This is a genomic window from Echinimonas agarilytica, assembly GCF_023703465.1.
Lineage (GTDB): Bacteria > Pseudomonadota > Gammaproteobacteria > Enterobacterales > Neiellaceae > Echinimonas > Echinimonas agarilytica.
In genome coordinates this window covers 991,525-1,016,377 of sequence record NZ_JAMQGP010000001.1, presented here as the reverse complement: position 1 = coordinate 1,016,377, position 24,853 = coordinate 991,525, and the positions used below count along the sequence as shown (strand labels likewise).

Sequence of the window (24,853 nt, the reverse complement as noted above, 5' to 3'; positions counted from 1 at the left end):
GCGGACAACTCGATTTAGTGAAGCGCTGGTTTTTCAGGGGCTTTGTTCGGCGGCAAACCAAATTCGGCAAACGCCATCATGGCGGCAATACGGATGTATTCATGCAGCTCGTTTAAGGCAATATCAGATTCTTCGTCGGGATCTTCTGGCACATCTAATAAGGCAATTTCACTCAAATCACGAATGCATTCTTGCAAGTCTTCGCTGGCATCTTTGAGTTGAGGTTGAGCAATAGAAAAGCCCGCTAAAAAACCCTGAACCCATTGTGTTGTGGCTACAATTTGCTCTTCAAAAGGCGCGCTATCGTCGGGGAGCAATAAACGAAACCCGAGTTGATCGTCCATTAAATTTTCAAGCGTCACGTTACGCATGTCGTCCACAAGGCGCATCACTTCAACGGGCAATGCTTCACCGTTGTTGACAAGGTCCACCAAGCTGGCACGCCACGATTCATCTTCGTGCGCTAAACCACCGCTCAACTGACCCACAATAATGCCGTGAACTTCAGCGGCGTCAGTCAATAAAGATTTGCTATTGAGGGCTTCTGTTAACGCCTCAAATAAACTAGGAGCCTGGTACATACACCGTCCCTCTAAAAAATAGTGTTGATATGCTATCACCACGTACTGTTCGCACCAACCGCACAGAACGAATTAATCAGCTTTTTGACACCCATCGAACCTCTCAAAAGCTGAGATACTTGTGCCCCTCGTTCAGACATTGGTTCGATGCCTTTGAAATTCAATTGACCGATTAATTCAATATTGCACAATAGCAACGATATAGCGTCTACCCTTAGAGAAGGACTAGGACGACCAGCAGGGCCAAATGAGGATGACCAACGAAGAGTTTGAAATTAAGTTGCTTGGGCGTAAGTTCACCATGCGCTGTGCCGAAGAAGAAACTCACGATTTAAGAGAAGCTGCGGCCATTTTAGAGCAAAAACTTGAACAACTCTGTGGCGAGCGCTCTCAACACAATATTGAGCAAATTGCGTTGCTCGCTGCTTTAAATTTGAGCCATGACTTGTTGTTGGAACAACGCCGAAGCGAGGCTTATATTAAGTCAATGGATAGTCGAATCAAAACCTTACAGGCCACAGTTGAACGCGCACTGAACAAGCCTCGGACAATGGTTGACAACGGTTAGAAAACTGCGAACAATAACAGGTGTCAGCAAGGCAACTTGCAGACAGTTACCCTGGGGTGTTGGCCAGCAGGTTAAGTCCCTGAGCCGATAATCTTTCTTTTAGGGATAGCTTCACGTGCTATTGTGCAAGCTCAGACTAAACTGAGAAGCCTGCGGCAAATGATTGTTATTCCGCCTTGAACCATATGGTTCAAGGGCAGACGCCATGCAGCGGCACCTTGGGGCACCTATCTCTTATTCGTTCATCTCGCACAACGTTTCACTCAAACGTCATTATTAAATTCCCGCGCCAATCGCTTTTTCAAAAGATGTGCTGCTCACATGCTTTGTGGCAAACTTCAGATGTACCTTTTGGTTTGGAGCTTTTGTTAAATGACTGACTTAATGGCCACTCGTGCTGCCCTTAGAAAACAATTACGCCAGCAGCGCCAAGGGTTAAGTGCCAAGCAGCAGAGCCTTGCAAGCCATGCATTGCTTGAAAATCTTCAGCAAGTCGATGCTATTAAGCATGCAAATTCGCTTGCAGTGTATCTGGCCGGCGATGGCGAAATTGACTTAGCGCCTCTGATTCATTGGTGCTGGCATGAGCACAAAACACTGACCGTACCGGTACTTCACCCGTTTTCTAAGCATCACCTGCTCTTTTTACGCTACGAGCCAACCACGCCGATGGTTCGCAACTGTTACGGCATCTTCGAACCCCAGCTCAACGTGCTCGATGTGTTGCCCGTGGCACATCTCGATTGCATGGTGTTGCCCTTAGTGGGGTTTGATGATCAAGCCAACCGAATGGGTATGGGAGGCGGCTATTACGACCGCACTTTGGCGTCTTGGCAACAGCAACGCCATGCTAAATCGGCATTAATTGGCGTTGCACACGACTGCCAAAAAGTGGCGAAATTGCCCGTTGCAAATTGGGATGTTCCGCTAGATCAAGTGGTCACACCATCAATAATTATTAAGAATGATCAAAAAGACGTCTAAACGTCTATTCTCAGCGAGCCCACTATTCGGATATAATGCGCGCTCATTGCTTTCAGGTGATCGTTCTTATGACTCAAGATGAACTCAAAAAGGCCGTTGGTTGGGCTGCGTTAGAATACGTGCAAGAAGACACTGTAGTCGGTGTTGGAACAGGCTCTACCGCCAGCCACTTTATTGATGCTTTGGCCACAATCAAGCATAAAATCGAAGGCGCGGTGTCAAGCTCAGACGCCTCGACAGAGAAATTGAAGTCTTATGGTATTCCAGTTTACGAACTCAATGCAGTGGATGAAATTGAGGTTTATGTAGACGGGGCCGATGAAATTAACGAACACATGCACATGATTAAAGGCGGCGGTGCTGCTTTAACCCGCGAAAAAATTATCGCTGCGGTTGCTAAAAAGTTCGTGTGTATTGCTGATGGCAGTAAAAAGGTTGGCATATTGGGAGACTTCCCGCTTCCGGTTGAAGTGATTCCAATGGCACGTAGTTATGTTGCCCGCGAGCTGGTGAAGCTTGGTGGCGATCCGGTATGGCGCGAGGGCGTGATCACCGATAACGGCAATGTGATCTTAGATGTGTACAACCTACAAATCATGGAACCGACCAAGCTCGAGCAGGAAATAAACATGATCACGGGCGTCGTGACCAATGGCCTGTTTGCCCATCGCGGTGCCGACGTATGCCTATTAGGCACGGAAGACGGCGTCGTCACGCTTACTCAATAATCGCAAAACTCAGAGACACCACGATGCAACAATTTTCACTCGATAAAGACAAAATTCGTATTCTTCTTCTTGAAGGCTTACACCCTAGTTCTGTTGAAACCTTCAACAATGCTGGCTACTCAAACATTGAATCGATTGCGACTTCATTGCCAGAAGATGAGCTGATCGAAAAGATCAAAGATGCTCACTTTATTGGTATTCGTTCACGTACCAACCTGACTGAAAAAGTATTGGCTGAAGCGAAAAAGCTGATTGCCGTAGGGTGTTTCTGTATTGGTACCAACCAAGTTGATTTGCAAGCGGCGAAGAAGCGCGGTATTGCAGTATTCAATGCACCTTTCTCGAACACTCGCAGTGTGGCCGAGTTGGTGTTGGGCGAAACCATTATGTTGATGCGTGGCATTCCAGAAAAAAGTGCTAAAGCACATCGCGGGGAATGGCTCAAGAGTGCCGTTGGTAGCTGGGAAGTTCGTGGTAAAACACTGGGTATTATTGGTTACGGCCACATTGGAACTCAGTTAGGTATTTTGGCTGAAACCTTAGGTATGCGCGTGAAGTTCTACGATGTAGAAACCAAGTTGCCGCTGGGTAATGCCACTCAAGTACCTGAAATGAATGATTTGTTGGCTCAAGCCGACGTGATCTCGTTGCATGTACCAGAAACGCTCCAAACCAAAGATATGTTTGGTGCACCACAATTTTCAGCCATGAAAAAAGGCGCTATTTTCATCAACGCTGCTCGCGGCACCGTTGTTGATATTGATGCCTTGGCAGATGCGTTAAACGCGAAGCACATTGGCGGTGCGGCAATCGACGTATTCCCTGTGGAGCCAAAATCAAACAAAGAAGAGTTTGTATCGGCGTTGCGCGGTATCGACAACGTTATTTTGTCGCCGCATGTGGGTGGTAGTACTCAAGAAGCGCAAGAGAACATTGGTATTGAAGTGGCGGGTAAATTAGCTAAATACAGCGACAACGGTTCAACGTTGTCGGCTGTGAATGTTCCAGAAGTATCTTTGCCATTGCACACAGATTGCAGCCGCTTGCTCCATATTCACGAGAACAAGCCTGGTATTTTGACTCAAATTAACTTGGCGTTTGCTGAAAAAGGCGTGAACATCGCAGCGCAATACCTGCAAACCGATGACATGTTGGGTTATGTGGTGATCGACGTTGACACCAAAGATGCTCAAGCTGCGTTAGAGCACTTGAAAACCATTGAAGGCACGATCAAAACGCGTATCCTTCACTAACAGTTGAGTCTTTTAAAAGACCGACCGAAGCCAGTTCCTGTGTGAACTGGCTTTTTTTTGGGCCGTCTCTAACCGTAAAGCTGTAATTGTGCGAATTTGAACAGCGCACATTGCTGCGCTGAATGGCTCATGCAGCGGATTATTTCGAGCTGCATCACAGTCTGATATTTCACTCTTTGTTGATCTGGTCTTACCTGTCAAACTGACTCGCGTTGCCTTAACCGTTTGAGTGCTATGTCTGATCTTCACCAAGAGTCTATTTTTCTGCCCTACCGCAATGGCCATTTGCACATTCGTAAAATCGAATCTGCCAACACAAACGCGGCAAACCCTGTACTCATGCTTCATGGCAGCATGAGCAATGGCCGTGTTTTTTATACCAAGTCGGGCAAGGGGTTAGGCTGTTTTTTAGCGCGCAGAGGTCATCCTGTTTATATTTTAGATGTGTTTGGCAACGGCCAAAGTGAGCCGCGCATTCAAGGCGGGGAGTCATATGGCCAAAGTGAAGTCATTAACGAACAAATACCGCTGATCCACGACTATATTATGGCTCAGCATCACCAAGCCATGCATTGGGTGGGCCATTCGTGGGGCACTATTTTGATGGCAAGCCATTATGCTCGTTATCCGCAACGTCAGCATCAGGTCATCACTTTAAGCGGCTTTGCATCAAAGAAAACTATTTACAGTCAACACCCAAAAAAGCCGCTCTACGTGAACTTAGTTTGGAACCGAATATGTCCTTGGCTCACTAAACGATACGGATTCTTGCCCGCACAACGCTTTAAGTTAGGCATGGACAACGAGACCACGCAATCGCTATTGGACAATGTGAAGTGGGTTAATGGTCAGCCATGGAAAGACCGTGATGGCTTTTGTTATCAATCTGCTGCTCGAAAAACCGCTTGGCCGGCGACATGGTTTTTAGCGGGCAAAGCCGACCATGTGTTGGGCAACCCCGCTGATGTGAAAGCGTTTTTGAAGGATAGCTGTAATCACACCGCCAAATTTACCCTGCTGAGCAAGAAAAATGGCAATCGACATGATTACGACCACACTTCACTGCTCGTTCACCCAGATGCGATGGCCGACCATTTACCTGAGTTTGCACAATGGCTGTCACGCCATAATTGTTGATTGGTTCGCACAATGATCGAATGAAGGTGGATTATTCAAGCCACCTCACTTAAACTTATTTTACTTTGTAAATTATGATTAAGTACCTTGAGTGAACTCACCGACCCGCTTTGTTGCATTAGATGTGTTTCGGGGCCTAACCATTGCAGCGATGATTTTAGTGAATACCCCAGGCTCTTGGGCCCATGTGTATTGGCCGTTGCTCCATTCTGCGTGGCATGGCTGTACGCCCACCGATTTAATCTTCCCGTTCTTCTTGTTCATATTAGGTTCAGCCATGCATTTCTCACGCAAGAAGCTGGAACGACTTACTACGCCGCAAGCGCTGATGAGGTGCGTAAAGCGTGGCACGGTTATTGTTGCAATTGGCGTTGCGCTCAATGTCTATAATTTTTTACTGTTGGATTTAGATCATCTACGCGTCATGGGTGTTTTACAGCGCATCGGACTTTGCTTTATCGCAGCGGGTATTTTAGTGCAATTACTGCCCTTCAAGGGGTTGTATGCTGTATCTGTGGTCATTTTAATTGGCTATCCCATGGTACTCATTCAGGGCAGTTGGCTACCTTGGGGCCTGGAAGGCAATCTTGTTCGTCATGTTGATATGGCCATACTCGGTGAAAAACATATGTGGCAAATGAATGGTGTGACATTTGAGCCCGAAGGGTTGCTCTCTACCATGCCTGCGATTGTGAATGTACTCATAGGTTACGAGGCCACGCGGCGTTTGAGTCAGATGAAATCGCACTTTCAGGGAATTCGATTTTTAATCACAGCCGCCGTGATCTGTTTGTTGCTTGGGTATGCGGTATCTGTGCTTGTTCCTATCAATAAGAGTTTGTGGACTAGCTCGTATGTTCTGGTGTCTTCGGCCATGGCTTTGGCGATACTCGCGTTGTTAATTGGCTTAGTTGACGTAGGGCGAAGCAAGCGGTTTGCGTTTGTATGGCAGGTTTATGGCATGAATCCGTTGTTTGCATACATCATGTCGTGGCTATTGGCGACAAGCTTGTGGGCTATTTCAGTTCAAAGCAATGCCGGCGCAGTCGATTTATACACCTTTTTATGGCAGCAGCTAGCGGGCTTTATGTCGCTAAAGGCGGCTTCTTTATTGTTTGCTGCGATTCAAGTCAGCCTATTTTGGTGTCTGTGCCTTTGGTTGTATCGGCGTCAGATCATCATCAAAATTTAACCTGCTGTGAAGCTAAATAACGCCATAAAAAAGGATGCATCAAGCATCCTTTTTTTTTGTACGCAATAGTCAGTGCTATAGCGGATTGCCTTCTAAGTAAGCTGCAACCCATACCAAGGGGCTATTCCAGTTAATCGCAACTTCTTTAGAACACCATGCTTCTGGCGCGGTTCCAAAAGCTGCATAACGCTTGGCATTTGGGCCGCTATCTGGAGTGGCGTTATCGCAGCCTTTCCAACCGGTGAGTGGACCACCTGCAACCCAGCCTTTCGGGAATGCAACACCTTGGTCACGAAGCAATGAGTAGAAAATGCGGTCATGCAAGTCCACTTCATAGTGGTCTCCGTAACCTGTGATCATGCTTAGGTTAAGCGGATTGTTACCCATGAGGTAATCCATGCCTTGATAGACAGTTTCTAGATACGCGCGATTATCGGTCATGTTGTGGGCATAGCTCACCACCATTAATCGGTTAAGAAACGATGAGTTAGAACCCCAAGGCCATCCTTCATCGGCTTCACCCGCATTCGGGTTGTACACCATTGGGTAACCGCTTTTGCTCAATTGACGTTGCGCTAACTGCGCCGTGGCCACAATATTGCCTTGCAATGTGGCTTGTTCCGCTTCAGATAAGCCCACCGCCTCACGGTGCAACCATAACGTCAGTGAACCTGCTCCTTGCACTTGCTGCCACTGTTGAGAACCACTTGGATCCAAGTTTAAGAAATCTGCTGATTCACGCGTAGCCGCTTCAAAGGTAGCGACCTCTTGCGATTTTAACGCAATGGCCGTGGCCCATAATTCAGCTGAAGCGGCATAACGATCATCAACGACATTCTCATCGTCATAGTCACCACCACCGGTAGAGTCGGGGGTCTCACTGGTGTAGTAGGTGACGGGTAACGTTTCTGCACGCTGCCAAGCATCTTTTGCAACTTGCCATTGGTGCGCAGAATAGGTGGCATCATACGATGCATAAACACGCGCTAGCTGTGCAGCGTTGCGCGCTACGGCATATGTTGCGGCAGTGGAACCGGGCTGCGCATAACGCTCCATTGCGTTTTCAAGATCGATATTGCCTTCAAAACCACTCCAATTTTGGTTGTGAACTTTGTGACTGGCTAGCTGACCTGTGGGTGGCAACATGCCGGCCATAAAAGTTGAACCAAACCGAATTTCATCCAGTAAATCAGGCATTGAATTGCCGCTTTCAGGAATGTTTAAATCACCGTCTTTGTAGTCAATTGCGCCAAATTCATAGGCGTTCAAAAGCGTCCACGCTGTCAGCGCAAAGTTGACTGAATACATGCCAAAATCACCAGCGTCATACCAGGTACCTTTCACATTCAGTCGTGTGTCTTTACCACACCAATCTTGATAGCAAGCAATGCTATCGTCACCGGGGTGAATCGCTTTGCGGGCATAGGCTGGGTTGCTCAAGTATTGCGCTTCAATGGGCTCGCCCATGCGATGCAAATAGAAAAACTTTGCAGCATCGGTATACAAATCTTGATACAGCGCGTCTTCAATTGTGATGTTTCGAGACACTTCGTTTGGTGTGCCTGCATTAATAACAAGATGGTGGAAGCCCGCTTGTTGAACGCTGCTAAAGTCTACTTGATGAATATGTTCACCCGATGCTGCGTCATTGCCAAATACCTTGGTGGTGCCGGATGCCAACACGCGAGTGTCGTTCATTAATTGCCATGTAAGCGATTCAGTCGATTGACTAACAATCGTTGCTCTTTTAAGACCTTTTGAAGGATAACCTTGTTGGTTGACGCGAATTTTGGCGTCCACTAAAGACACTTCATTTGATGCTGGATCGGCTGTTCCACCTGAGCTTCCGCAACCAGCGAGCGCAATGGCAACCGCTGTGCTTAGAAATAATTTTTTGAGAGAGTTGGGAGTCATTCACATCACCTTTAGTGGTTAATTCTAATGTATTTCAAGCGCGCTATTGTTGATATTCGCTATTCACCACAAACTCAATGTAAGCGCTTTCATCAATATAAACATACAAGTTAAAAAATTGAAAACGTTTTCTGGAAAGTCGTGATCTATTTAACTTAAAATCGTTCTACACTCGTCGTTAGAATTCCGCCTAACTTCCAAAAGGAAACACGCAATGAAGTTATCGATTGTACCCGCAGCACTCTTGGCACTTGGCCTTATAATCGGTTTGTGGTGTGTGGCAAATGCACTGCCAGAGGCCGTTTCTAAATACCGCTCATACGACCGGGTAGTGACGGTGAAAGGTCTAGCAGAAAAAGAAGTAGCGGCAGATGTTGTGGTGTGGCCAATTCAGTTCAGTGCTGCCAGCAATGACCTGCAACAGCTCTACCAAGACGTGCAAGACAACGCTGACAAAATTAGAGCTTTTCTGATCCTCAATGGCATTGATGAGGGTGCATTAACCACTGCGCCTCCCGCAATTACAGATAAAAAAGCACAATCTTATGGCAATAACTCCGGCACCGAATTTCGATACAGCGCGATGCAAACGGTAACGGTTTACAGTACTGACGTTGATATCGTTCGCCAAAGCATGAGTAAGCTGTCGGATTTAGGCAAACAAGGTATTACCTTTTTGGGCAACGCTTACAGCACGCAATATTTGTACACCCAACTCAATGCCATCAAACCAGAGATGGTGGAACAGTCCACCAAGAATGCACGTGAAGTTGCGTTAAAATTTGCCGAGGATAGCCAAAGCTCGCTGGGCAAAATAAAGTTGGCGAATCAAGGCCAATTTTCGATCAGCGCACGCGACCACAATAGCCCTCACATTAAAAAGGTTCGCGTGGTTTCAACCGTGCAGTACTACTTGGCAGACTAAATTTAGATGGAAGGCCACAAGCATGATCTCTGTGGCCTTTTTCTACTTACAAGCCCTTGGGATGGCCCGCGAAGAAACGCGCGCCAGATAAAGAAACGCTGCCGTGTTTGTGTTCAGGGTGATGTATTAAATACACATCACGAGTGCCTTTGGCATCTCGTACAAAGGTATCCACCAGCCCATGACGCGCTTTCAGGCGCTGTTCGGTTAACACAATGGTCCCCACAAGCGGGCCGTTGGCGTGATCGAGTCGAATTTCAATTCTGCCATCGATATCAGCCGGTGTGATCGTGGCATCAAAGTAGTAATACCCTGAACCTAACTCGACCTGCGCGAGTTTAATCTGATTTTTGGGGCCAAATGACACGGTGCCAAAGTCTATTTCAAAAGGCTGTTTCACCGTGACCGGAGAAACGCTTTCGAGCGTTTGTTGTACTGGAATAACTCGGCCACCATCTGTGTAATTTAAGCTGTCGATCGACACCGATCGTTGCGTCCAAGTTCCTGGGCCTTTGAATTCATCTTGCCGCCATGATGACAAAGCGGAGGAATGATAAAACAAGTAATCTTGGCCATGAAACTCCACGATACCGCCGTGATTAGATTGGGTGAGTCGCCAAGGCACAACGTCACCTTTTGGCATTAAAGTATCGGTTGGCACACCCACACCAATCTCTTTATTCATGACACCGCCATATGCCAACGGCCCTGTTGGGCTATCGCCCCAAGAGTAATCGAGGTGTGATTTCATTCGCTCTGGATCATCTGGGTTTTGAGGGGAAATAGGCTTTTGATAATGAGTGTGGTAACTGAAGTAATAGCGCCCTTTGCGCTTATGCATCCACGCGGCTTCCATGAAATGATCGGCGCCTACATCGAGTGTTTTAGGCGCTTCTGCTAGTTCAATCATATTGTCTTTTAGGCGCGCATACTTAAGTACGCCATGCACCACGCCATCAACAACATACTGATCACTCCAGTACATGTAAACCTGATCATCATCGTCAATAAATACGGCTGGATCCATGCCCTCACTCATGGGGATCTTGTGTTGAATCACGGTAAATTTTTCATCGGGGGAGTCTGCGACTGCTACGGCAATATAGGTTGTTTTGCCCACCGGCCAACCCGATGGTGGATTTTTGATTTGGCGATGTAAAATATGCACGGGATAAAACAGATAGTACTTACCGTCTCGATACACTAAGTCTGGCGCCCACAATGCCCAGTCATCTACTTTTGGATTTTCTTTTTCAATGACATCGTCAAGGTGAAGTACCGAGCCATGATCGGTCCACTTCGTGAGCTCTGCGCTGGAAAAAGTATGGTACTCGTGCATTGTGCTGTAGTTGCCGCCTTCTTCATGATCCACTGATGTAGCCATCCAGACGCGACCATCGGGCATCACATGGGGTGCAGCATCGGCTGTGTACATATGTTGAATGACCGGATTATTGTAGGGGTAAGGCTTGGTATTGCTATTTGGCTTGCCCGCAACAGCAGACACACTGAAAAGTCCGCCCACCACTACCGTGAGCACGGCTGACTTGAAGTTGAAAATTGTCACTAGAATCCTTAATACATGGCCATTTGAACGGCATCATGCCTTGGCATAGAAGCTCGATGTTAGTCACAGATAAGCGGCTGACCTTGGCCAAATTGGCTAACTATGTCAGCAAATGGTATACATCACATTTTTCAGCATGGAAGCAATCGCGCAGAACACGCGTAAGGTGAACAGTTTGATATAAAAAAGCCGGCGTTACCGGCTCTTTTTCACAAAGATGATTATCGTTTGGCTTTACTGGCCACGTCCATCCATACTGCAAGCAATAAGATGGAGCCTTTCACCACATACTGCCAATACGTGGGTACATCAAGCATGCTCATGCCATTGTCTAGACTTACCATGATAAGCGCGCCCAATACCGCACCAAACACAGTTCCTACGCCACCGGCTAAGCTGGTGCCGCCAATTACACAAGCAGCAATGGCATCGAGTTCGGCCATATTACCAGCAGAAGGCGAGCCTGCACCTAAGCGTGAACTTAAGATCAGAGCGGCAATCGCAACCATCAAACCATTCAGTGCAAATACGCCCATTTTTATGCGTTCAACACTCAAACCCGATAAGCGGCTTGCCTCTAAGTTGCCACCCACTGCATAAACTCGGCGACCAAATGCGGTTTTCTTTGCAATAAACCCCAACACAATCATGAGGCCCGCTAAGATTAACACTGGCGTTGGCACACCCCGATAGTCATTCAACACCAATAACAACACCAGTAGCGCAAGCGCTCCGGCGACTAAACCCAATAACTGTTGCGCCATTGGGCGCACATCGAGCTTGTGCTGTTGACGTTGTGAACGGGTGCGTAGTACCCAGGTGACAAACAATGCAAAGGCAACCGCACCAATCACTAAGCTGATGGTATTCGGCAAGTAACTTTGGCCCATGATGCCCATGGCATCGGAGGTTGGTGCGACGGTTGTACCGCCCGTAATACCGATTAATATGCCACGAAATGCCAGCATACCGGCCAGAGTCACAATGAACGAAGGCACTTTGCGGTACGCCACCCACCAACCATTCCAACTGCCCAATAGCAAGCCTGCAATGAGCGTCACCACGATCGTTAACGGGAGCGGCCAGCCGTACCACACATCAAGAATTGCAGCGACACCACCGAGCAGTCCCATCATGGAGCCGACCGATAGGTCAATTTCAGCCGAGACAATCACAAACACCATACCAATGGCTAGAATGCCAGTGATTGCAGTTTGACGCAGTAAGTTCGAAATATTTCGAGTTGTAAGGTAGTCACCCTCGGTGGCAATGCTAAAGAAGATAGCGATAGCGATAATCGCGCCAACCATGACTAAGGTTTGTAAGTTAATGGCTTTGATTTTTGCCATTATTGAGGAGCTTGCATGAGACATTTTAGTTACCACCTGTTTCCGTAAGCGCGCAATCCATCACTTGTTCTTGAGTCAACTCGTTATTCACAAGGTTGCCTTTTAATTTGCCTTCGTGCATGACCAACACTCGGTCACTGATACCCAAGACTTCGGGCAGTTCAGACGACACCATAATGATCGCCATACCTTGTTTGACGAGCGTAAACATCAATTTGTAAATTTCATATTTGGCACCCACATCGATACCGCGTGTTGGTTCATCTAAAATTAGAACCTTAGGATTGAGCATCAAACATTTCGCAAGAATCGCTTTTTGTTGGTTGCCGCCACTTAAAGAGCGAATTTCTTGCTCTGGCGTGGCTGTCTTGACGGTTAAACGAGCAATTGCACGGTCGATTTCAGCATGCTCTTGGGCTTCATTGAGCTGCCCCATGCAATTGCCAAACGAGGATAGGCTCGCCAGCGTGATGTTTGAACCTACCGACATAATCGGCACAATGCCATGACGCTTGCGATCTTCAGGCACCATGGTAATCCCTTGGTCCATTGCTTCGCGCGGTGTTGATATATCAACCCCTTCGCCATTCATACAAATGTCGATTTGGTAACGAGCAGGGTAACAGCCAAAGATACATTGCATAAGCTCTGTTCGACCAGCTCCGACGAGTCCCGACACGCCTAAAATCTCGCCTTTTCGGATCTCGAACGAGACATCATCAACCAGCTTGATATGTTGATTACTAGCATGCCATGCATTGGCATTGTTCACTTCCAGCAACACCTCTCCAATGTCGTGCTCTTCTCGTGGAAATAACTCTGTGAGCTCTCGTCCAACCATCATGGTGATAATGTCATCTTGGGTTAAGTCAGCGGCAGAACGAGTACCAATATGGTCACCATCTCGAATGACGCATACGCCATCGGAAATCGCTAAAACTTCGTTCAGTTTGTGCGAGATATACACACAACTGACACCTTCCGACTTCAACTGCATCACAATGTTCAGCAAAACTTCAGTTTCGCTTTCAGTGAGTGAGGAGGTTGGCTCATCAAGAATCAAAATTCGTGCATTTTTGCCCAAGGCTTTTGCAATTTCGACTAACTGTTGCTGGCCCACGCCCAATTCTAGAATCGGAGTGTCGGGCGACATAGTGAGACCCACACGCTCCAGCATGGTCTGTGCTTTTTTATACATCTGAGTATGATTTAGCACACCAAATTGGCTGATTTCATCACCTAAAAATAGATTTTCAAGAATGGTTAGCTCTTTAATCAACGCCAATTCTTGGTGAATAATGGCAATGCCTTTTCGTTCGGCATCTTTGATGCCTGAGACTTCATAGGTCTGGCCATCGAGCTTAATCTCTCCCTGATATTCACCCTTCGGATAAATACCAGATAGAACTTTCATTAGTGTTGATTTACCCGATCCATTTTCACCACATAACGAAACCACTTCGCCAGGATTAAGGCACAGATCGACACCATTTAATGCTCTAACACCACTAAATTCTTTAATAATGTCACGCATTTCAAGCATTGCTTGGGACATGAAAACTCCTAGGCGGTGGCTTTGCCGGCCACCGCTACATCAGGCAATATTATTTTTGATATACGTCTGCTTTAGAATGGTAACCGTCAGCAATGATGGTTGCGTCAATGTTGGACTTATCGACCGCAATAGGCTCTAACAGATAAGAAGGCACCGTCTTGAATCCGTTATCGATTTCGGCAGTGGTGTTTAAGGTTTCGCCTTTGGCTAATGCGAATGCAAGTTCAGCTGATTTTTCAGCCAAGTTGCTAATCGGCTTGTAAACCGTCATGGTTTGCGTGCCAGCAACAACGCGGCGTACCGCTGCAATTTCTGCATCTTGACCAGAAATAAGTACTTTTCCAGAGAGACCTTGCGCTTCAAGTGCTTGAATGGCGCCCCCCGCGGTTGAATCATTTGAGGCCACAACTACATCGATGTTGTTGTCGTTTGCTGTCAGCGCATTTTCCATAATTTTTAATGCATTTTCGGCCAACCAAGAATCCACCCATTGATCACCGACAATGTTAATTTTACCCGCATCAACCAATGGCTGAATAACGTTCATTTGGCCCTTTCGGAACAAGTGAGCGTTATTGTCTACAGGCGAACCGCCCATCATAAAGAAATTGCCGTTGTCTTTAATCGAGGTTAAAGCAGTCGCTTGAATTTCACCGACCTTCTCATTATCAAATGACACATAAAGGTCGATGTCAGCATTCTTAATTAAGCGGTCGTACGATATGACTTTAATGCCATCACGTTTGGCTTCTTTTACAACATTGCCAAGCACTTCGCCGTTGTAAGGAATAATGACAAGCACATCAACGCCGCGCGCAATCATATTTTCAATTTGGGAAATTTGAGTCGTTTCATTGCCGTTCGCAGACTGTACATAGACCTTTGCTCCAAGCGCTTCGGCTTTGGCAACAAAGTAGTCCCTGTCTTTTTGCCAACGCTCTAAACGCAGGTCGTCAATCGCCATTCCTATTTTTACTTTTGCCATCACAGGTGAAGATATCAGCGCAATGCAGCCAATCATTACAGATAGTAGTACTCGCATAATTATGTTCCTTGTTAAATGTGGCGAACTGTTGTGCGGGGCAAACATATTCGGGCCTGAATTCAGACTAGAACAGTCAAAAGCTGGAACAATAACGATATTTGTTTTTGAGGTTCATAAAATACATTTACTAGCAAACAATGTGAGCTAAATCGGAATACTGGAAAATGAATAATTTGACTAGCAATTCTATTTAAACCAGACACTTACATTAAATCAACAAATTGCGCTTAACGGTAACATCCGCAAGTTATGGACATGCAATTTTGCCCACGGTAGAAACCGTGGGCGAAGTTATTTAGAAGACATTTACATGGAAAACGTGTTCGATATTTTCTATAGCTTGGATGAGGTCGTCGGTGGGTAAATGTTCCACATCCAGAATGGTATACGCAATTTCGCCACGACTTTTATTGAGCATGTCGATGACGTTGATATCCATGTCTGACAACACAGCTAAAACGGTACTTAATACCTTAGGCACGTTGTCATTGGCAAACGCAATTCGATGCCCTTCTGTACGGCTCAAGTGGATTTCAGGGAAGTTGACGGAATTTTTGATATTGCCGTTCTCCAAGAAGTCCATCAGCTGGCGAGCCGCCATTTGAGCGCAGTTATCTTCCGCTTCACCGGTGCTTGCACCAAGATGAGGTAATAAAATAACCTGCTCTCGACCCATTAGTTGAGCCGACGGAAAATCGCTCACATAACGATGAATTCGACCACTTTCTATCTCAGAAACAATCGCATTTTCTTCGACTATTGTGCCTCTCGCAAAGTTCAAAATGACCAAACCGCGCTTTGCTTGCTCCAAATTTTCTGCATTCAGCATGTTAACGGTATATTCATTGGCAGGCACGTGAACTGTAACAAAGTCACACCGAGCCAATAAAGAAGGCAGATTATCGGCCCTCTCAACCTCTGAAGATAAGCGCCAAGCGGCGTCAACCGACAACACAGGATCATAGCCTACAACCTTCATGCCCAACGCCAATGCAGCATGCGCCACGTTTGCTCCGATTGCGCCTAGGCCTATCACCCCCAAGGTTTTACCCGTGAGTTCAGAGCCCACAAACCGCTTCTTCCCGCCTTCAACCAACTTGTTGAAGTCTTCAATGGCAAGTGATTGGTCTAAGTTCTGACAAAACTCTGCTGCAGTAGATAAGTTGCGCGATGACATTAACATACCCGCCAACACCAGCTCTTTTACCGCATTTGCATTGGCGCCAGGAGTGTTAAACACCACGATGCCTTGCTCTGTACATTGTTCGATTGGAATGTTGTTCACACCCGCACCACAACGTGCAATCGCTTTAACCTTATCAGGAAAAGATTCCTGATGAAGGTTGTGGCTGCGTAACATAATGGCGTCGGGTTCGCCTACGACGCTATCAACGTGGTAACTATCTGAAGGGAACAGCGATAGACCTGTTGGGCTAATCGCGTTGTAAGTTCGAATTGAGTGCATCCTTGAATTCCTTAATATCCGTTAAATGAAAACTAGGCTGTGGTCACTTCTGCATAAGCCCACGCTAACCAAGGCATTAATGCTTCTAAGTCACTCGCTTCGACCGTTGCTCCACACCAAACTCGAAGGCCTGCAGGCGCATCGCGATAAGCACCAATATCTAAGGCAACACCTTCTTGGCCCAGCAATTTAACCAAAGCTTTCACTTGATCGGCTGTCGCATCCAGCGTTAAACACACCGATGTATTTGAACGCGTTTGTTCGGTTTGAGCCAAAAAGCTAATCCAGTCATGCGCCGCAACAAACTGCTCAATGACGGCTAGGTTTTGCTTTGATTTTGCAATCGACGCTGGCGCGCCGCCAATGCTGTCCACCCAATTCAGAGCATCAAGACAGTCAGCCACACACAACATGGAAGGCGTATTGATTGTGGCGCCTTCAAAAATGCCTTCGATTAACTTGCCACCTTTGGCCAAACGGAAAATCTTAGGTAAAGCGCGTGGAGGCTGGTAAGACTCAAGACGAGCAACGGCTTTAGGACTTAAAATAAGAACTCCATGCGCCCCTTCGCCACCCAGAACTTTCTGCCAGCTAAAGGTGATCACATCGAGCTTGTCCCACTGCATATCCATTGCAAATACAGCCGACGTTGCATCACAAATAGACAAGCCTGTGCGCTCATCACTAATCCAGTCGGCATTCGGAACACATACGCCTGACGTGGTGCCATTCCATGTGAAGATCATGTCGTTGTCTGGGTTAGCTTGATTAAAGTCGGGCAGCTCGCCGTAATCAGCGGTGTAGCTGTTCGATTCGATTTTGAGTTGTTTGGTTACATCGGTTAACCATTCTTTACCGAATGATTCCCATGCAAAGACATCCACCGGGCGCTCGCCTAGCATCGACCACATCACCATTTCCATGGCACCTGTATCAGATGCTGGAACAATGCCCACACGGTAGTCATCGGGTAGTCCTAACAAAGCTTTTGTTTTATCGATCGTTTCTTGAAGTGCGCTCTTACCAATCGCTGAGCGATGAGAGCGACCTAAAGTCGACAGATCGAGCTGACTAACATCATAGCCAGGACGTTTCGCACATGGGCCAGAAGAAAAATTAGGGTTCGCTGGTTTTAAATCAGGTTTAGCCATCAGGTACTCCGCTGAAATCGCTGCCTTTCGAGATCACGCTTAAAAGGCGTGGTTGCTACGAGAAGGATATTGATGAAAAGTTCGCCGATTATAGGAGGGATCAAACTGCAATTACACTGACCTAACGCATTTTTTTGCACTTACATCGCATAATTATTCGGCAGTCGAATTTTGAAAGCTGCGTTTGTTTAAGTTCCAGTACCGAATTGAACAAATTCGTATGCGCTGGAACTCAGGCTGCTACTGATATAGCTCGTTAATGACGTTGGCCAATATACTAATGCCTTCAATCACTTGTTTCTCAGGAGCTGCATATGACAATCGCATGCATTGATATTTATGCGGCCATGGCTCGGTTAACCCTGGGAAGAAGTGCTCGCCAGCCACCAACAGCAATCCTTTATCTTTAAGCAAACGATAGAGCATTCGGCTCGTGACCGGAAGTTCATCAAACCAAAGCCATAAGAAAATCGCTCCTTCGGGTTTGTGGATCCGAAAACGCTCATCGGGAATGGCTTGTTTCAACCAGTCTGCAACCTGCTGAGCTCTAGACTGATAGTAGGTTTTGACCACTTCATTGCTTAACCGGAGCATGTCGCCATTGCGTACCCAGTTTTGCGCTATGATGGGCCCTGCGCTGCCCGGAGCCAAGCCCATTATGGCATTGAGATTATTCACCGCTTTGATGACCTCCGGACGAGCAACAACAATGCCGCATCGCGCGCCCGGCAGACCTAACTTTGACAGACTCAAACACAGAATGATGTTGTCATTCCAAATGGGTTGAACTGACTCAAACAAAATATTTGGAAACGGCGCCCCATAGGCATTGTCGATAATAAGCGGGATTTGATGCGAACGACACGCTTGGTCCAGCACCGCTAGCTCATCGTCAGTCACCACGTTGCCCGATGGATTGGTTGGCCGAGACACGCACACCACTCCAATGGATTCATCCAGTTCAAGCGCGTTAAAATCTGGGTGATACTTAAATTCTCGATTCGGAAGCAGTTCAATGCGGGGCTTGACGGTGCAAAACAGGCCCTCTTCAACCCCCAAATCGCCATAACCAATATACTCAGGGCACACAGGTAACATGACGCGCTTTCTGACGCCATCTGATGTGGTGCCCGCAAACAGATTCATCAAATAGAAAAATGCACTTTGGCTGCCATTCGTGAGGGCGATATGGTCGGGCGTCACCGGCGTTCCGTAGTAGTCGGTTAACACATCTGCAAGTGCCAATCGAAAGCTGTCTTTGCCTTGTGGACCGTCATAATTCATCAGCGACTGAACTAGGCTACCATCTTCCATTCGAGCCTGTAATTCAGCGTCTATCGCATCGGCGATATCAGGAATTTGAGCGGGGTTCCCACCTCCCAACATCAACATTCCTGGGGTTTGAACCCCTTCATTCAGATCATCCATTAATTCGGTAATGGCGGCATGCTGAAGAAATTTTTCTGCAAACTTTGAGTGCATTCGACACGGCTACTTAGTAAAAGGCATTTATTTAGCATACTCCTACCCTGTAAAATGCCAAACCAAATCAGGTTTATTGTGCTTTGATAAGAAAGCTAAATTTATCTTGTGCATACTAATGCCGATCGCTCGCCCCAACATGGAACCCACGATGAAACGAGAACTAGCCATTGAATTTTCACGCGTCACAGAAGCCGCAGCATTAGCTGCTTACCAGTGGCTCGGACGCGGCGACAAGAACAAAGCCGATGATGCGGCCGTAAAGGCCATGCGAATAATGCTCAACGACGTTGAGATTGATGGCGAAATTGTCATCGGTGAAGGGGAAATTGACGAAGCGCCCATGCTCTATATTGGCGAAAAAGTAGGGAAAGGCGGCGATGGCGTTGATATTGCGGTCGATCCCATCGAAGGCACTCGAATGACCGCTATGGGTCAAGGCAATGCCTTGGCAGTGATGGCCGTTGCGGAAAAAGGTAGTTTCCTCAAAGCGCCCGACATGTACATGGAAAAGCTCGTTGTAGGGCCGGGAGCTAAAGGGGCCATCGATCTGAACAAGTCGATTGTCGAAAATATTGAGAATGTATCAAAGGCATTAAACAAGCCATTATCGGACATTACGGTCGCTATGCTGGCGAAGCCACGTCACGATGCTCTTGTCAAAGAGCTTCACAAAATGGGCTGCCGTGTTTTCTCAGAGCCCGATGGAGATGTTGCTCTGTCGATTCTCACCTGTATGCCCAACAGCGAAGTAGATGTGATGTACACCGTAGGCGGAGCACCTGAGGGTGTTGTATCGGCCGGAGTGATTCGCGCAATGGACGGTGATATGCAAGGCCGTTTAATGCTCCGCACAGAAGCCAAAGGCGACACTGAAGAGAATCGTATCTTAGCCAGCTGGGAAGTTGAACGTTGTCGCGACATGGGCGTCACGCCAAATGTTGTGCTCACACTTGAAGAAATGGTACGTACCGATAAAGTGGTATTTGCCGCAACGGGCATCACCAAAGGCGAACTCCTTGGTGGCGTCACGCGCAATGGCAACCTTGCCGAAACCGAAACACTGCTGATTCGAGGCCGCTCTCGGACGGTTCGCCGTATTCAATCGATTCATCAGCTCGATAAAAAGTCGGCCGATCTTCATCCCTTTATTCTGTAGTGAGTTCCACCTTCATTTGACACGCTTCATAGAAGCGCTGAAAAGCGCTTCTGTTTTCTCAACACCAAAACCTATTTGTTCAACCCTTCGAGTTATTCAAGAGTTTCAGCTGCTGTGATCTGCTCTATTTCACACTTTGGCAGATTGATATTTTTCGTGCTTGTCTCGTAATCCCCTTAGATAGCAAGGTTATGCTCAAATATAGAGTCTAGGCTCTAGGCTTCTGCCATATAAATTTAATCATTTGACCTCCTTCCATTTAAAAACCCAACTATTATTGTGGATAAAAATTAAGCAGCTGTATCACGCTTAGAACAAGAAAATCCAACAAGGAAGCCAGACTATGACGATTCGTGTGATACGCGCGTGTTTCGCAATACTATGTATGTTTGCGATACCGTTAAGCTATGCAGCTGCTCCCAAAGCCCAAAGTATGGGCGCATTTGCAGCCCTTTCAGATGAAAGTAAACAGTGCGCGACCTGCCATAAAGATTTAAACCCAGGCCTGTATCAACAATGGGGTAAGTCAAAACACTATGGCGCTAACGTTGGGTGTTACGAATGTCACCAGGCCGACCCTTCCGACAAAGACGCTATTAAGCACGAAAACTTCCATATCTCGGTGATTGTCTCTCCCAAAGATTGTTCGAATTGCCACGAAGCAGAAGTCGAAGAATTTTCTAAAAGTCATCACGCAAAAGCAGGCCAAATCCTCGGTTCGTTGGACAATTTTTTAGCTGAAGTAGTAGAAGGAGCAATGGTTTTTAATGGCCAGTCTCCTGCTGCTGTGTCTGGCTGTTGGCAGTGTCACGGTACAGAAATTAAAGTACTCGAAAATGGCGATCTTGACCCCACCACTTGGCCCAATACAGGGATTGGTAGGTTAAACCCCGATGGTTCGGTAGGCGCATGTAGTGCATGTCACCAGCGTCATGAGTTCTCGCTGAAGCAAGCTCGCCGCCCAGAAGCCTGTGGCAAATGTCACTTAGGCCCTGACCATCCACAAAAAGAAATTTATGAAGAATCTAAACACGGTATTAATTTCTTTGCTCACGTGGATGAAATGAACCTCAGCTCGCCTAAATGGATCCCCGGCGAAGATTATAATTCAGCCCCTACCTGTGCCACTTGTCACATGAGTGCTACACGCGACCTACCCATCACACATGACGTGGGCGACCGGATCAGCTGGACGCTGCGCCCTGCGATTTCTGAGAAAGTTGATGCTTCAGCCATTGCGGCGGGTAAAAAAGTAAAACCTTGGGAAGAGCGCAGAGCAGACATGAAAAATGTTTGTACGTCATGTCATACAAGCCCTTGGGTTGAAAACTTCTACGAGCAATTCGATAACTTAGTCATTCTTTACAATGATAAATTTGCTCGCCCCGGTAAGGCATTGATGGATGTACTGACCAAGCATGAATTGCTCACAGCCGCTCAGTTCGATGAAGAAATTGAATGGACTTGGTTTTACTTATGGCATCACGAAGGACGTAGAGCGCGCCATGGCGCAGCGATGATGGCACCTGACTATGTTCAGTGGCACGGCATGTATGAAGTTGCGGAACGTTTTTACATTGAGCTCATTCCGCAGTATCGCGAGATTGTTGAACATGCTGAAAAAGAGGGTAAAACCGAAGCTGCTGCGGAAGCGAATAAAGTGCTCGAAGAAATACTGAGTCGCCCTGAACACGCATGGTTCTCAGGCAATGAACCAGACTCAGTGAAAGCGGCTCGTCTCAAAGCACAGAAAGACTTCAAGGCTCGCTACTCTAGTGATTCGAAGTAACCGCTGACTCAGGACGAAGCTTATGAGCGATCAAAAGAGTCGGTTTTGGACCCCAACAAAAGCCAAGTGGTTGCTGGGGATTCCAATTGGCGGTTTTGTGTTTGCAGTGTTAGGTGCCATTGGCCTTGGCATCTTCCATTTCACCATTGAAGCGAGTAGCACCAATGCGTTTTGTTATTCATGCCATGTGGGGATGGATACCATTGTGGAAGAGTATGAGGCATCGCCACATTATTTAAATCGTCACGGTGTTAAAGCAGATTGCGCAGACTGCCATGTTTCCAAAGAGTTTATACCTAAAATGGAAACCAAGATCATGGCCATTGCCGATGTTTATTACCAACTCATTGGCACCATCAACCTCGATAACTTCGAACAAGAGAGAGAGCGTTTGGCACAAAAAGTGTGGGACGAAATGAAGGCAAATGACTCTCGAGAATGCAGGAGTTGTCACGACGTCAATCGCTGGGATATTGCCGCAGCCCCGACTCGTATTAAAGTCAACCATCAGGCCGCAATGAACGGTCAAAAAACCTGTATTGATTGCCATGCGGGTATCGCTCATAAACTACCGGTTAAACAAATATCTGCGCGATCTGCCGCCAAGTAATTAACGTCTTAATTGTCTCAACAGTCAGTCCCTATGGGGGCTGGCCAGCCCGATAACACTTTATTTTTTTCGTTACAAATTAATATTCCTTGTCGGACTTGTTTAACGCCCACAATACTGGCAACATGGCTTTACACCCTGAATATAGATCCATGGATGGCGCTGTACTGTGAATCAATTAAAAATCCCAAAAACTAGAACAGAATTCGTAATTGCACATCTGCGTGAACGAATTTTGTCAGGTGAACTACCCGCTGGGGCAGCCTTAAGACAAGCTGCTTTGGCTGATTATATGGGCGTCAGCCGAATTCCGATTCGAGAAGCATTACTTCAACTTGAAGCCGAAGGCCTTGTTGAATTTGAGCCACACAAAGGCGCAACTGTCGCCTCTATGACACAATCGCAAGTTGACGAATTATTTGAACTCCGAGCCTTAATCGAATGCGATTTGCTTAAACGCGCTATTCCATTTATGACCCAAGACGATATTCTCGCTGCCGAACAGCACCTCGACGTCATGGAACAGTCTTGGCATAAAGATGATGCCATTGCAATTTGGAGCGACATGAATATGGAGTTTCATAACCGTTTGTATCGTGCTGCAAACCGCCCAGACACGATGGAAATGGTACGAAGTTTAAATCATCAATCGGGTCGATACGTGCGAATGAATTTACTACTCACCGGTGCCAAACCGCGTTCAGAGAGTGAGCATCGCCAATTAGTCACGCTTTGTAAGGAAGGACAATCCACAGAAGCATGCGCTTTGCTGAAAAGACACATACTCGACTCTGCAACAGAAATTAAAAAACTAATTAACCAATAATTAAAACAAACCGATTTTTCAAACTTTTTGTTAACGTTCCTCAATTCTCAATATGTGATTCCGTTCATCTTTTGAACCCTTGGTAGCCTAGATATTTCCTCAACGCTACTCAGATCACAGCTCGTCTGACCATTTGATCTAGGCTTAGCTCATTCGATTTACAAAGAGTGAAGAGCGCAAATATGATGAACAGCAAGGAATTTGACCAGTTGCTACAGCATGTCATAGGGCAGGTAGAGCGGATTTCAGACCAACTGGATCGTCACGCCATTGAAGATATGAACCCTTCCAAATCTCCAGCGCTGAACACTCGCCCTAAATTGTTTGTCATTGAAGGTGGAAAATCAGCCCGAAATGAAGGGCTGATTTAAAGCATTTTAAGTCAATAGTTTTTTAGCCTGTTACATCTTGTTCAAGATCAGCCAACAAGCCTTGTATCGCACTTCCGAGCAAGGCTGGACTATGACGAGCCACTCCCGTTGAATCATCCAATAGTGGTAACTCTCTAAGATCACAACGTTGTTCTAATGCTTTTCTCTGCTTGAGTTCAACAAATTCAGCTCGTTGTTCAGCATAGCGCGCTAATGCTTCGTCACTCGGCCGCACGTTGTTGTAGAACACACCGTCGAGTTCACTGCCCATGTAACGTTCAACCGACGCTATGTAGTCATCCAATGCATAGTTTTGAGTCTCACCAAATTTGGTCATAATATTACTGATGAAATACTTTTTAGCTTTGGCATATGCCAGTGCTTCGGTAAGCCCCTCCACTAATAAATTCGGGACAATACTGGTGTACAAGTCTCCCGGCCCGAGTAAGATCACATCGGCATTAATAATGGCATCGATCACCGGCAAGTGAACCGTAACATCCTCGCCATGATGCGGCACCAGAAAAACTTTTGAGATGTTGGCACGTTCTAAATGACGAGGCACATCAATTGCCGCTTCGCCGAACACTCGGTTGCCATTCGCCAGCTCTGCCACTAAGGTGACTTTATCGGTGGTCACCGGAAGAATATTCCCTTTGACGTTGAGAATTTCTGCTAGAGCCTGAATACCATCAGGAAACGAACCCGCGTACTCACTGAGCATCGTCAGTAACATATTTCCGGCATTGTGATCTTTGAGTCGTTCACTACTCGAAAAGCGACGCAATAAAATGTCGATGGCAACATCACGGTGAGGCGACAAAGCCAATATACACTTCAGCACATCGCCTGGTGGCAATGCGCCGAGCTCGCCTCGAAGAATACCTGTACTGCCGCCACTATCGGCCATAGAAACAATTGCAGTGGTGGTCACACCGGGGAGATCTCGAATGCCAGACAATAAAGTGTACTGGCCGCTTCCACCACCAATGGTGACAATTGATTTGGGTTTTACTCGCATACAAACTTCAAAGTTCTACGGGCTCGCACGATGTAAGCCATTGAGCCTAAATGGTAGCGTGAATTGTGTTGATTATCTTCATTGAACTGTCAGATATTCCAATAAAATCAAAATGAGTGCCGAGTTTGAGAGCACGACCACACACGCTTTTCGCTAGACAGCGAAAAATGCCTCTTTCATA

At 46.8% G+C, this 24,853-nt stretch carries 22 protein-coding genes and 1 other RNA gene; 13 read left to right on the top strand and 10 right to left on the bottom strand.

The features are described 5' to 3' along the window. Positions 1 to 14: 14 nt before the first annotated feature. On the bottom strand, positions 15 to 581 hold the full coding sequence (locus tag NAF29_RS04260; protein ID WP_251260237.1) for a UPF0149 family protein: 567 nt from the start codon (positions 579 to 581) through the stop codon (positions 15 to 17). Between the two features lie 247 nt (positions 582 to 828). Between NAF29_RS04260 and NAF29_RS04255 the strand changes: the two genes are divergently transcribed. The 7 genes from NAF29_RS04255 (at position 829) to NAF29_RS04225 (ending at position 6,443) form a co-directional block, all read left to right on the top strand. Continuing rightward, on the top strand, positions 829 to 1,149 hold the full coding sequence (locus tag NAF29_RS04255; protein ID WP_251260236.1) for a cell division protein ZapA: 321 nt from the start codon (positions 829 to 831) through the stop codon (positions 1,147 to 1,149). A 45-nt stretch (positions 1,150 to 1,194) separates the two neighbouring features. Continuing rightward, positions 1,195 to 1,378: non-coding RNA, 6S RNA (ssrS, locus tag NAF29_RS04250), on the top strand. Positions 1,379 to 1,521: 143 nt separating this feature from the next. After that, positions 1,522 to 2,133 (top strand): 5-formyltetrahydrofolate cyclo-ligase, encoded by a 612-nt coding sequence (locus NAF29_RS04245; RefSeq protein ID WP_251260235.1) that lies wholly within the window; start codon positions 1,522 to 1,524, stop codon positions 2,131 to 2,133. A 68-nt stretch (positions 2,134 to 2,201) separates the two neighbouring features. Then, on the top strand, positions 2,202 to 2,861 hold the full coding sequence (rpiA, locus tag NAF29_RS04240; RefSeq protein WP_251260234.1) for a ribose-5-phosphate isomerase RpiA: 660 nt from the start codon (positions 2,202 to 2,204) through the stop codon (positions 2,859 to 2,861). A 23-nt stretch (positions 2,862 to 2,884) separates the two neighbouring features. After that, positions 2,885 to 4,114, top strand: a complete 1,230-nt coding sequence (gene serA / locus NAF29_RS04235) for a phosphoglycerate dehydrogenase (protein WP_251260233.1) — start codon at positions 2,885 to 2,887, stop codon at positions 4,112 to 4,114. A 234-nt stretch (positions 4,115 to 4,348) separates the two neighbouring features. Further along, the gene (locus NAF29_RS04230) at positions 4,349 to 5,251 is read left to right on the top strand and encodes an alpha/beta fold hydrolase (RefSeq protein WP_251260232.1); all 903 of its coding nucleotides are present in this window, start codon (positions 4,349 to 4,351) and stop codon (positions 5,249 to 5,251) included. Between the two features lie 91 nt (positions 5,252 to 5,342). After that, the gene (locus NAF29_RS04225) at positions 5,343 to 6,443 is read left to right on the top strand and encodes an acyltransferase family protein (protein WP_251260231.1); all 1,101 of its coding nucleotides are present in this window, start codon (positions 5,343 to 5,345) and stop codon (positions 6,441 to 6,443) included. Between the two features lie 75 nt (positions 6,444 to 6,518). Here NAF29_RS04225 and NAF29_RS04220 read toward each other — a convergent pair whose 3' ends face one another. Further along, entirely contained in the window at positions 6,519 to 8,357 is a 1,839-nt protein-coding gene (locus NAF29_RS04220) for a glycoside hydrolase family 9 protein (protein WP_251260230.1), read from the bottom strand. 214 nt (positions 8,358 to 8,571) lie between these two features. Between NAF29_RS04220 and NAF29_RS04215 the strand changes: the two genes are divergently transcribed. Continuing rightward, entirely contained in the window at positions 8,572 to 9,282 is a 711-nt protein-coding gene (locus NAF29_RS04215; protein ID WP_251260229.1) for an SIMPL domain-containing protein, read from the top strand. Positions 9,283 to 9,328: 46 nt separating this feature from the next. Here the strand turns inward: NAF29_RS04215 and NAF29_RS04210 are convergent, their stop codons facing one another. The 7 genes from NAF29_RS04210 to NAF29_RS04180 form a co-directional block, all read right to left on the bottom strand. Beyond that, positions 9,329 to 10,849 carry a family 43 glycosylhydrolase gene (locus NAF29_RS04210; RefSeq protein WP_251260228.1) on the bottom strand — a complete coding sequence of 507 codons (1,521 nt, stop codon included), beginning with the start codon at positions 10,847 to 10,849 and terminating at the stop codon, positions 9,329 to 9,331. Positions 10,850 to 11,070: 221 nt separating this feature from the next. Continuing rightward, the gene (locus NAF29_RS04205) at positions 11,071 to 12,222 is read right to left on the bottom strand and encodes a sugar ABC transporter permease (RefSeq protein ID WP_251260227.1); all 1,152 of its coding nucleotides are present in this window, start codon (positions 12,220 to 12,222) and stop codon (positions 11,071 to 11,073) included. A 1-nt stretch (position 12,223) separates the two neighbouring features. Next, entirely contained in the window at positions 12,224 to 13,753 is a 1,530-nt protein-coding gene (locus NAF29_RS04200; RefSeq protein WP_251260226.1) for a xylose ABC transporter ATP-binding protein, read from the bottom strand. A gap of 49 nt (positions 13,754 to 13,802) precedes the next feature. Beyond that, positions 13,803 to 14,795 (bottom strand): D-xylose ABC transporter substrate-binding protein, encoded by a 993-nt coding sequence (xylF, locus tag NAF29_RS04195; RefSeq protein ID WP_251260225.1) that lies wholly within the window; start codon positions 14,793 to 14,795, stop codon positions 13,803 to 13,805. 298 nt (positions 14,796 to 15,093) lie between these two features. Continuing rightward, positions 15,094 to 16,263 (bottom strand): 3-phosphoglycerate dehydrogenase family protein, encoded by a 1,170-nt coding sequence (locus NAF29_RS04190; protein ID WP_251260224.1) that lies wholly within the window; start codon positions 16,261 to 16,263, stop codon positions 15,094 to 15,096. A 32-nt stretch (positions 16,264 to 16,295) separates the two neighbouring features. Continuing rightward, positions 16,296 to 17,414, bottom strand: a complete 1,119-nt coding sequence (locus NAF29_RS04185) for a phosphoserine transaminase (protein WP_251260223.1) — start codon at positions 17,412 to 17,414, stop codon at positions 16,296 to 16,298. Positions 17,415 to 17,654: 240 nt separating this feature from the next. Beyond that, complete coding sequence (locus NAF29_RS04180) at positions 17,655 to 18,896, bottom strand: valine--pyruvate transaminase (protein WP_251260222.1); 1,242 nt, start codon at positions 18,894 to 18,896, stop codon at positions 17,655 to 17,657. Between the two features lie 151 nt (positions 18,897 to 19,047). Here NAF29_RS04180 and glpX point away from each other — a divergent pair, with 151 nt between their 5' ends. The 5 genes from glpX to NAF29_RS04155 all read left to right on the top strand — a co-directional run bounded on the left by glpX (position 19,048) and on the right by NAF29_RS04155 (position 23,651). After that, entirely contained in the window at positions 19,048 to 20,055 is a 1,008-nt protein-coding gene (gene glpX, locus NAF29_RS04175; protein ID WP_251260221.1) for a class II fructose-bisphosphatase, read from the top strand. Between the two features lie 343 nt (positions 20,056 to 20,398). Then, positions 20,399 to 21,844 carry a multiheme c-type cytochrome gene (locus tag NAF29_RS04170; RefSeq protein WP_251260220.1) on the top strand — a complete coding sequence of 482 codons (1,446 nt, stop codon included), beginning with the start codon at positions 20,399 to 20,401 and terminating at the stop codon, positions 21,842 to 21,844. Positions 21,845 to 21,866: 22 nt separating this feature from the next. Beyond that, entirely contained in the window at positions 21,867 to 22,454 is a 588-nt protein-coding gene (locus tag NAF29_RS04165; RefSeq protein WP_251260219.1) for a NapC/NirT family cytochrome c, read from the top strand. Positions 22,455 to 22,623: 169 nt separating this feature from the next. Further along, complete coding sequence (locus NAF29_RS04160) at positions 22,624 to 23,280, top strand: GntR family transcriptional regulator (RefSeq protein WP_251260218.1); 657 nt, start codon at positions 22,624 to 22,626, stop codon at positions 23,278 to 23,280. Between the two features lie 182 nt (positions 23,281 to 23,462). Then, positions 23,463 to 23,651 (top strand): hypothetical protein, encoded by a 189-nt coding sequence (locus NAF29_RS04155; RefSeq protein WP_251260217.1) that lies wholly within the window; start codon positions 23,463 to 23,465, stop codon positions 23,649 to 23,651. Positions 23,652 to 23,673: 22 nt separating this feature from the next. On the opposite strand, the gene NAF29_RS04150 is transcribed toward NAF29_RS04155, so the two are convergent. Continuing rightward, entirely contained in the window at positions 23,674 to 24,672 is a 999-nt protein-coding gene (locus NAF29_RS04150) for a gluconeogenesis factor YvcK family protein (protein ID WP_251260216.1), read from the bottom strand. Positions 24,673 to 24,853: the final 181 nt, after the last annotated feature.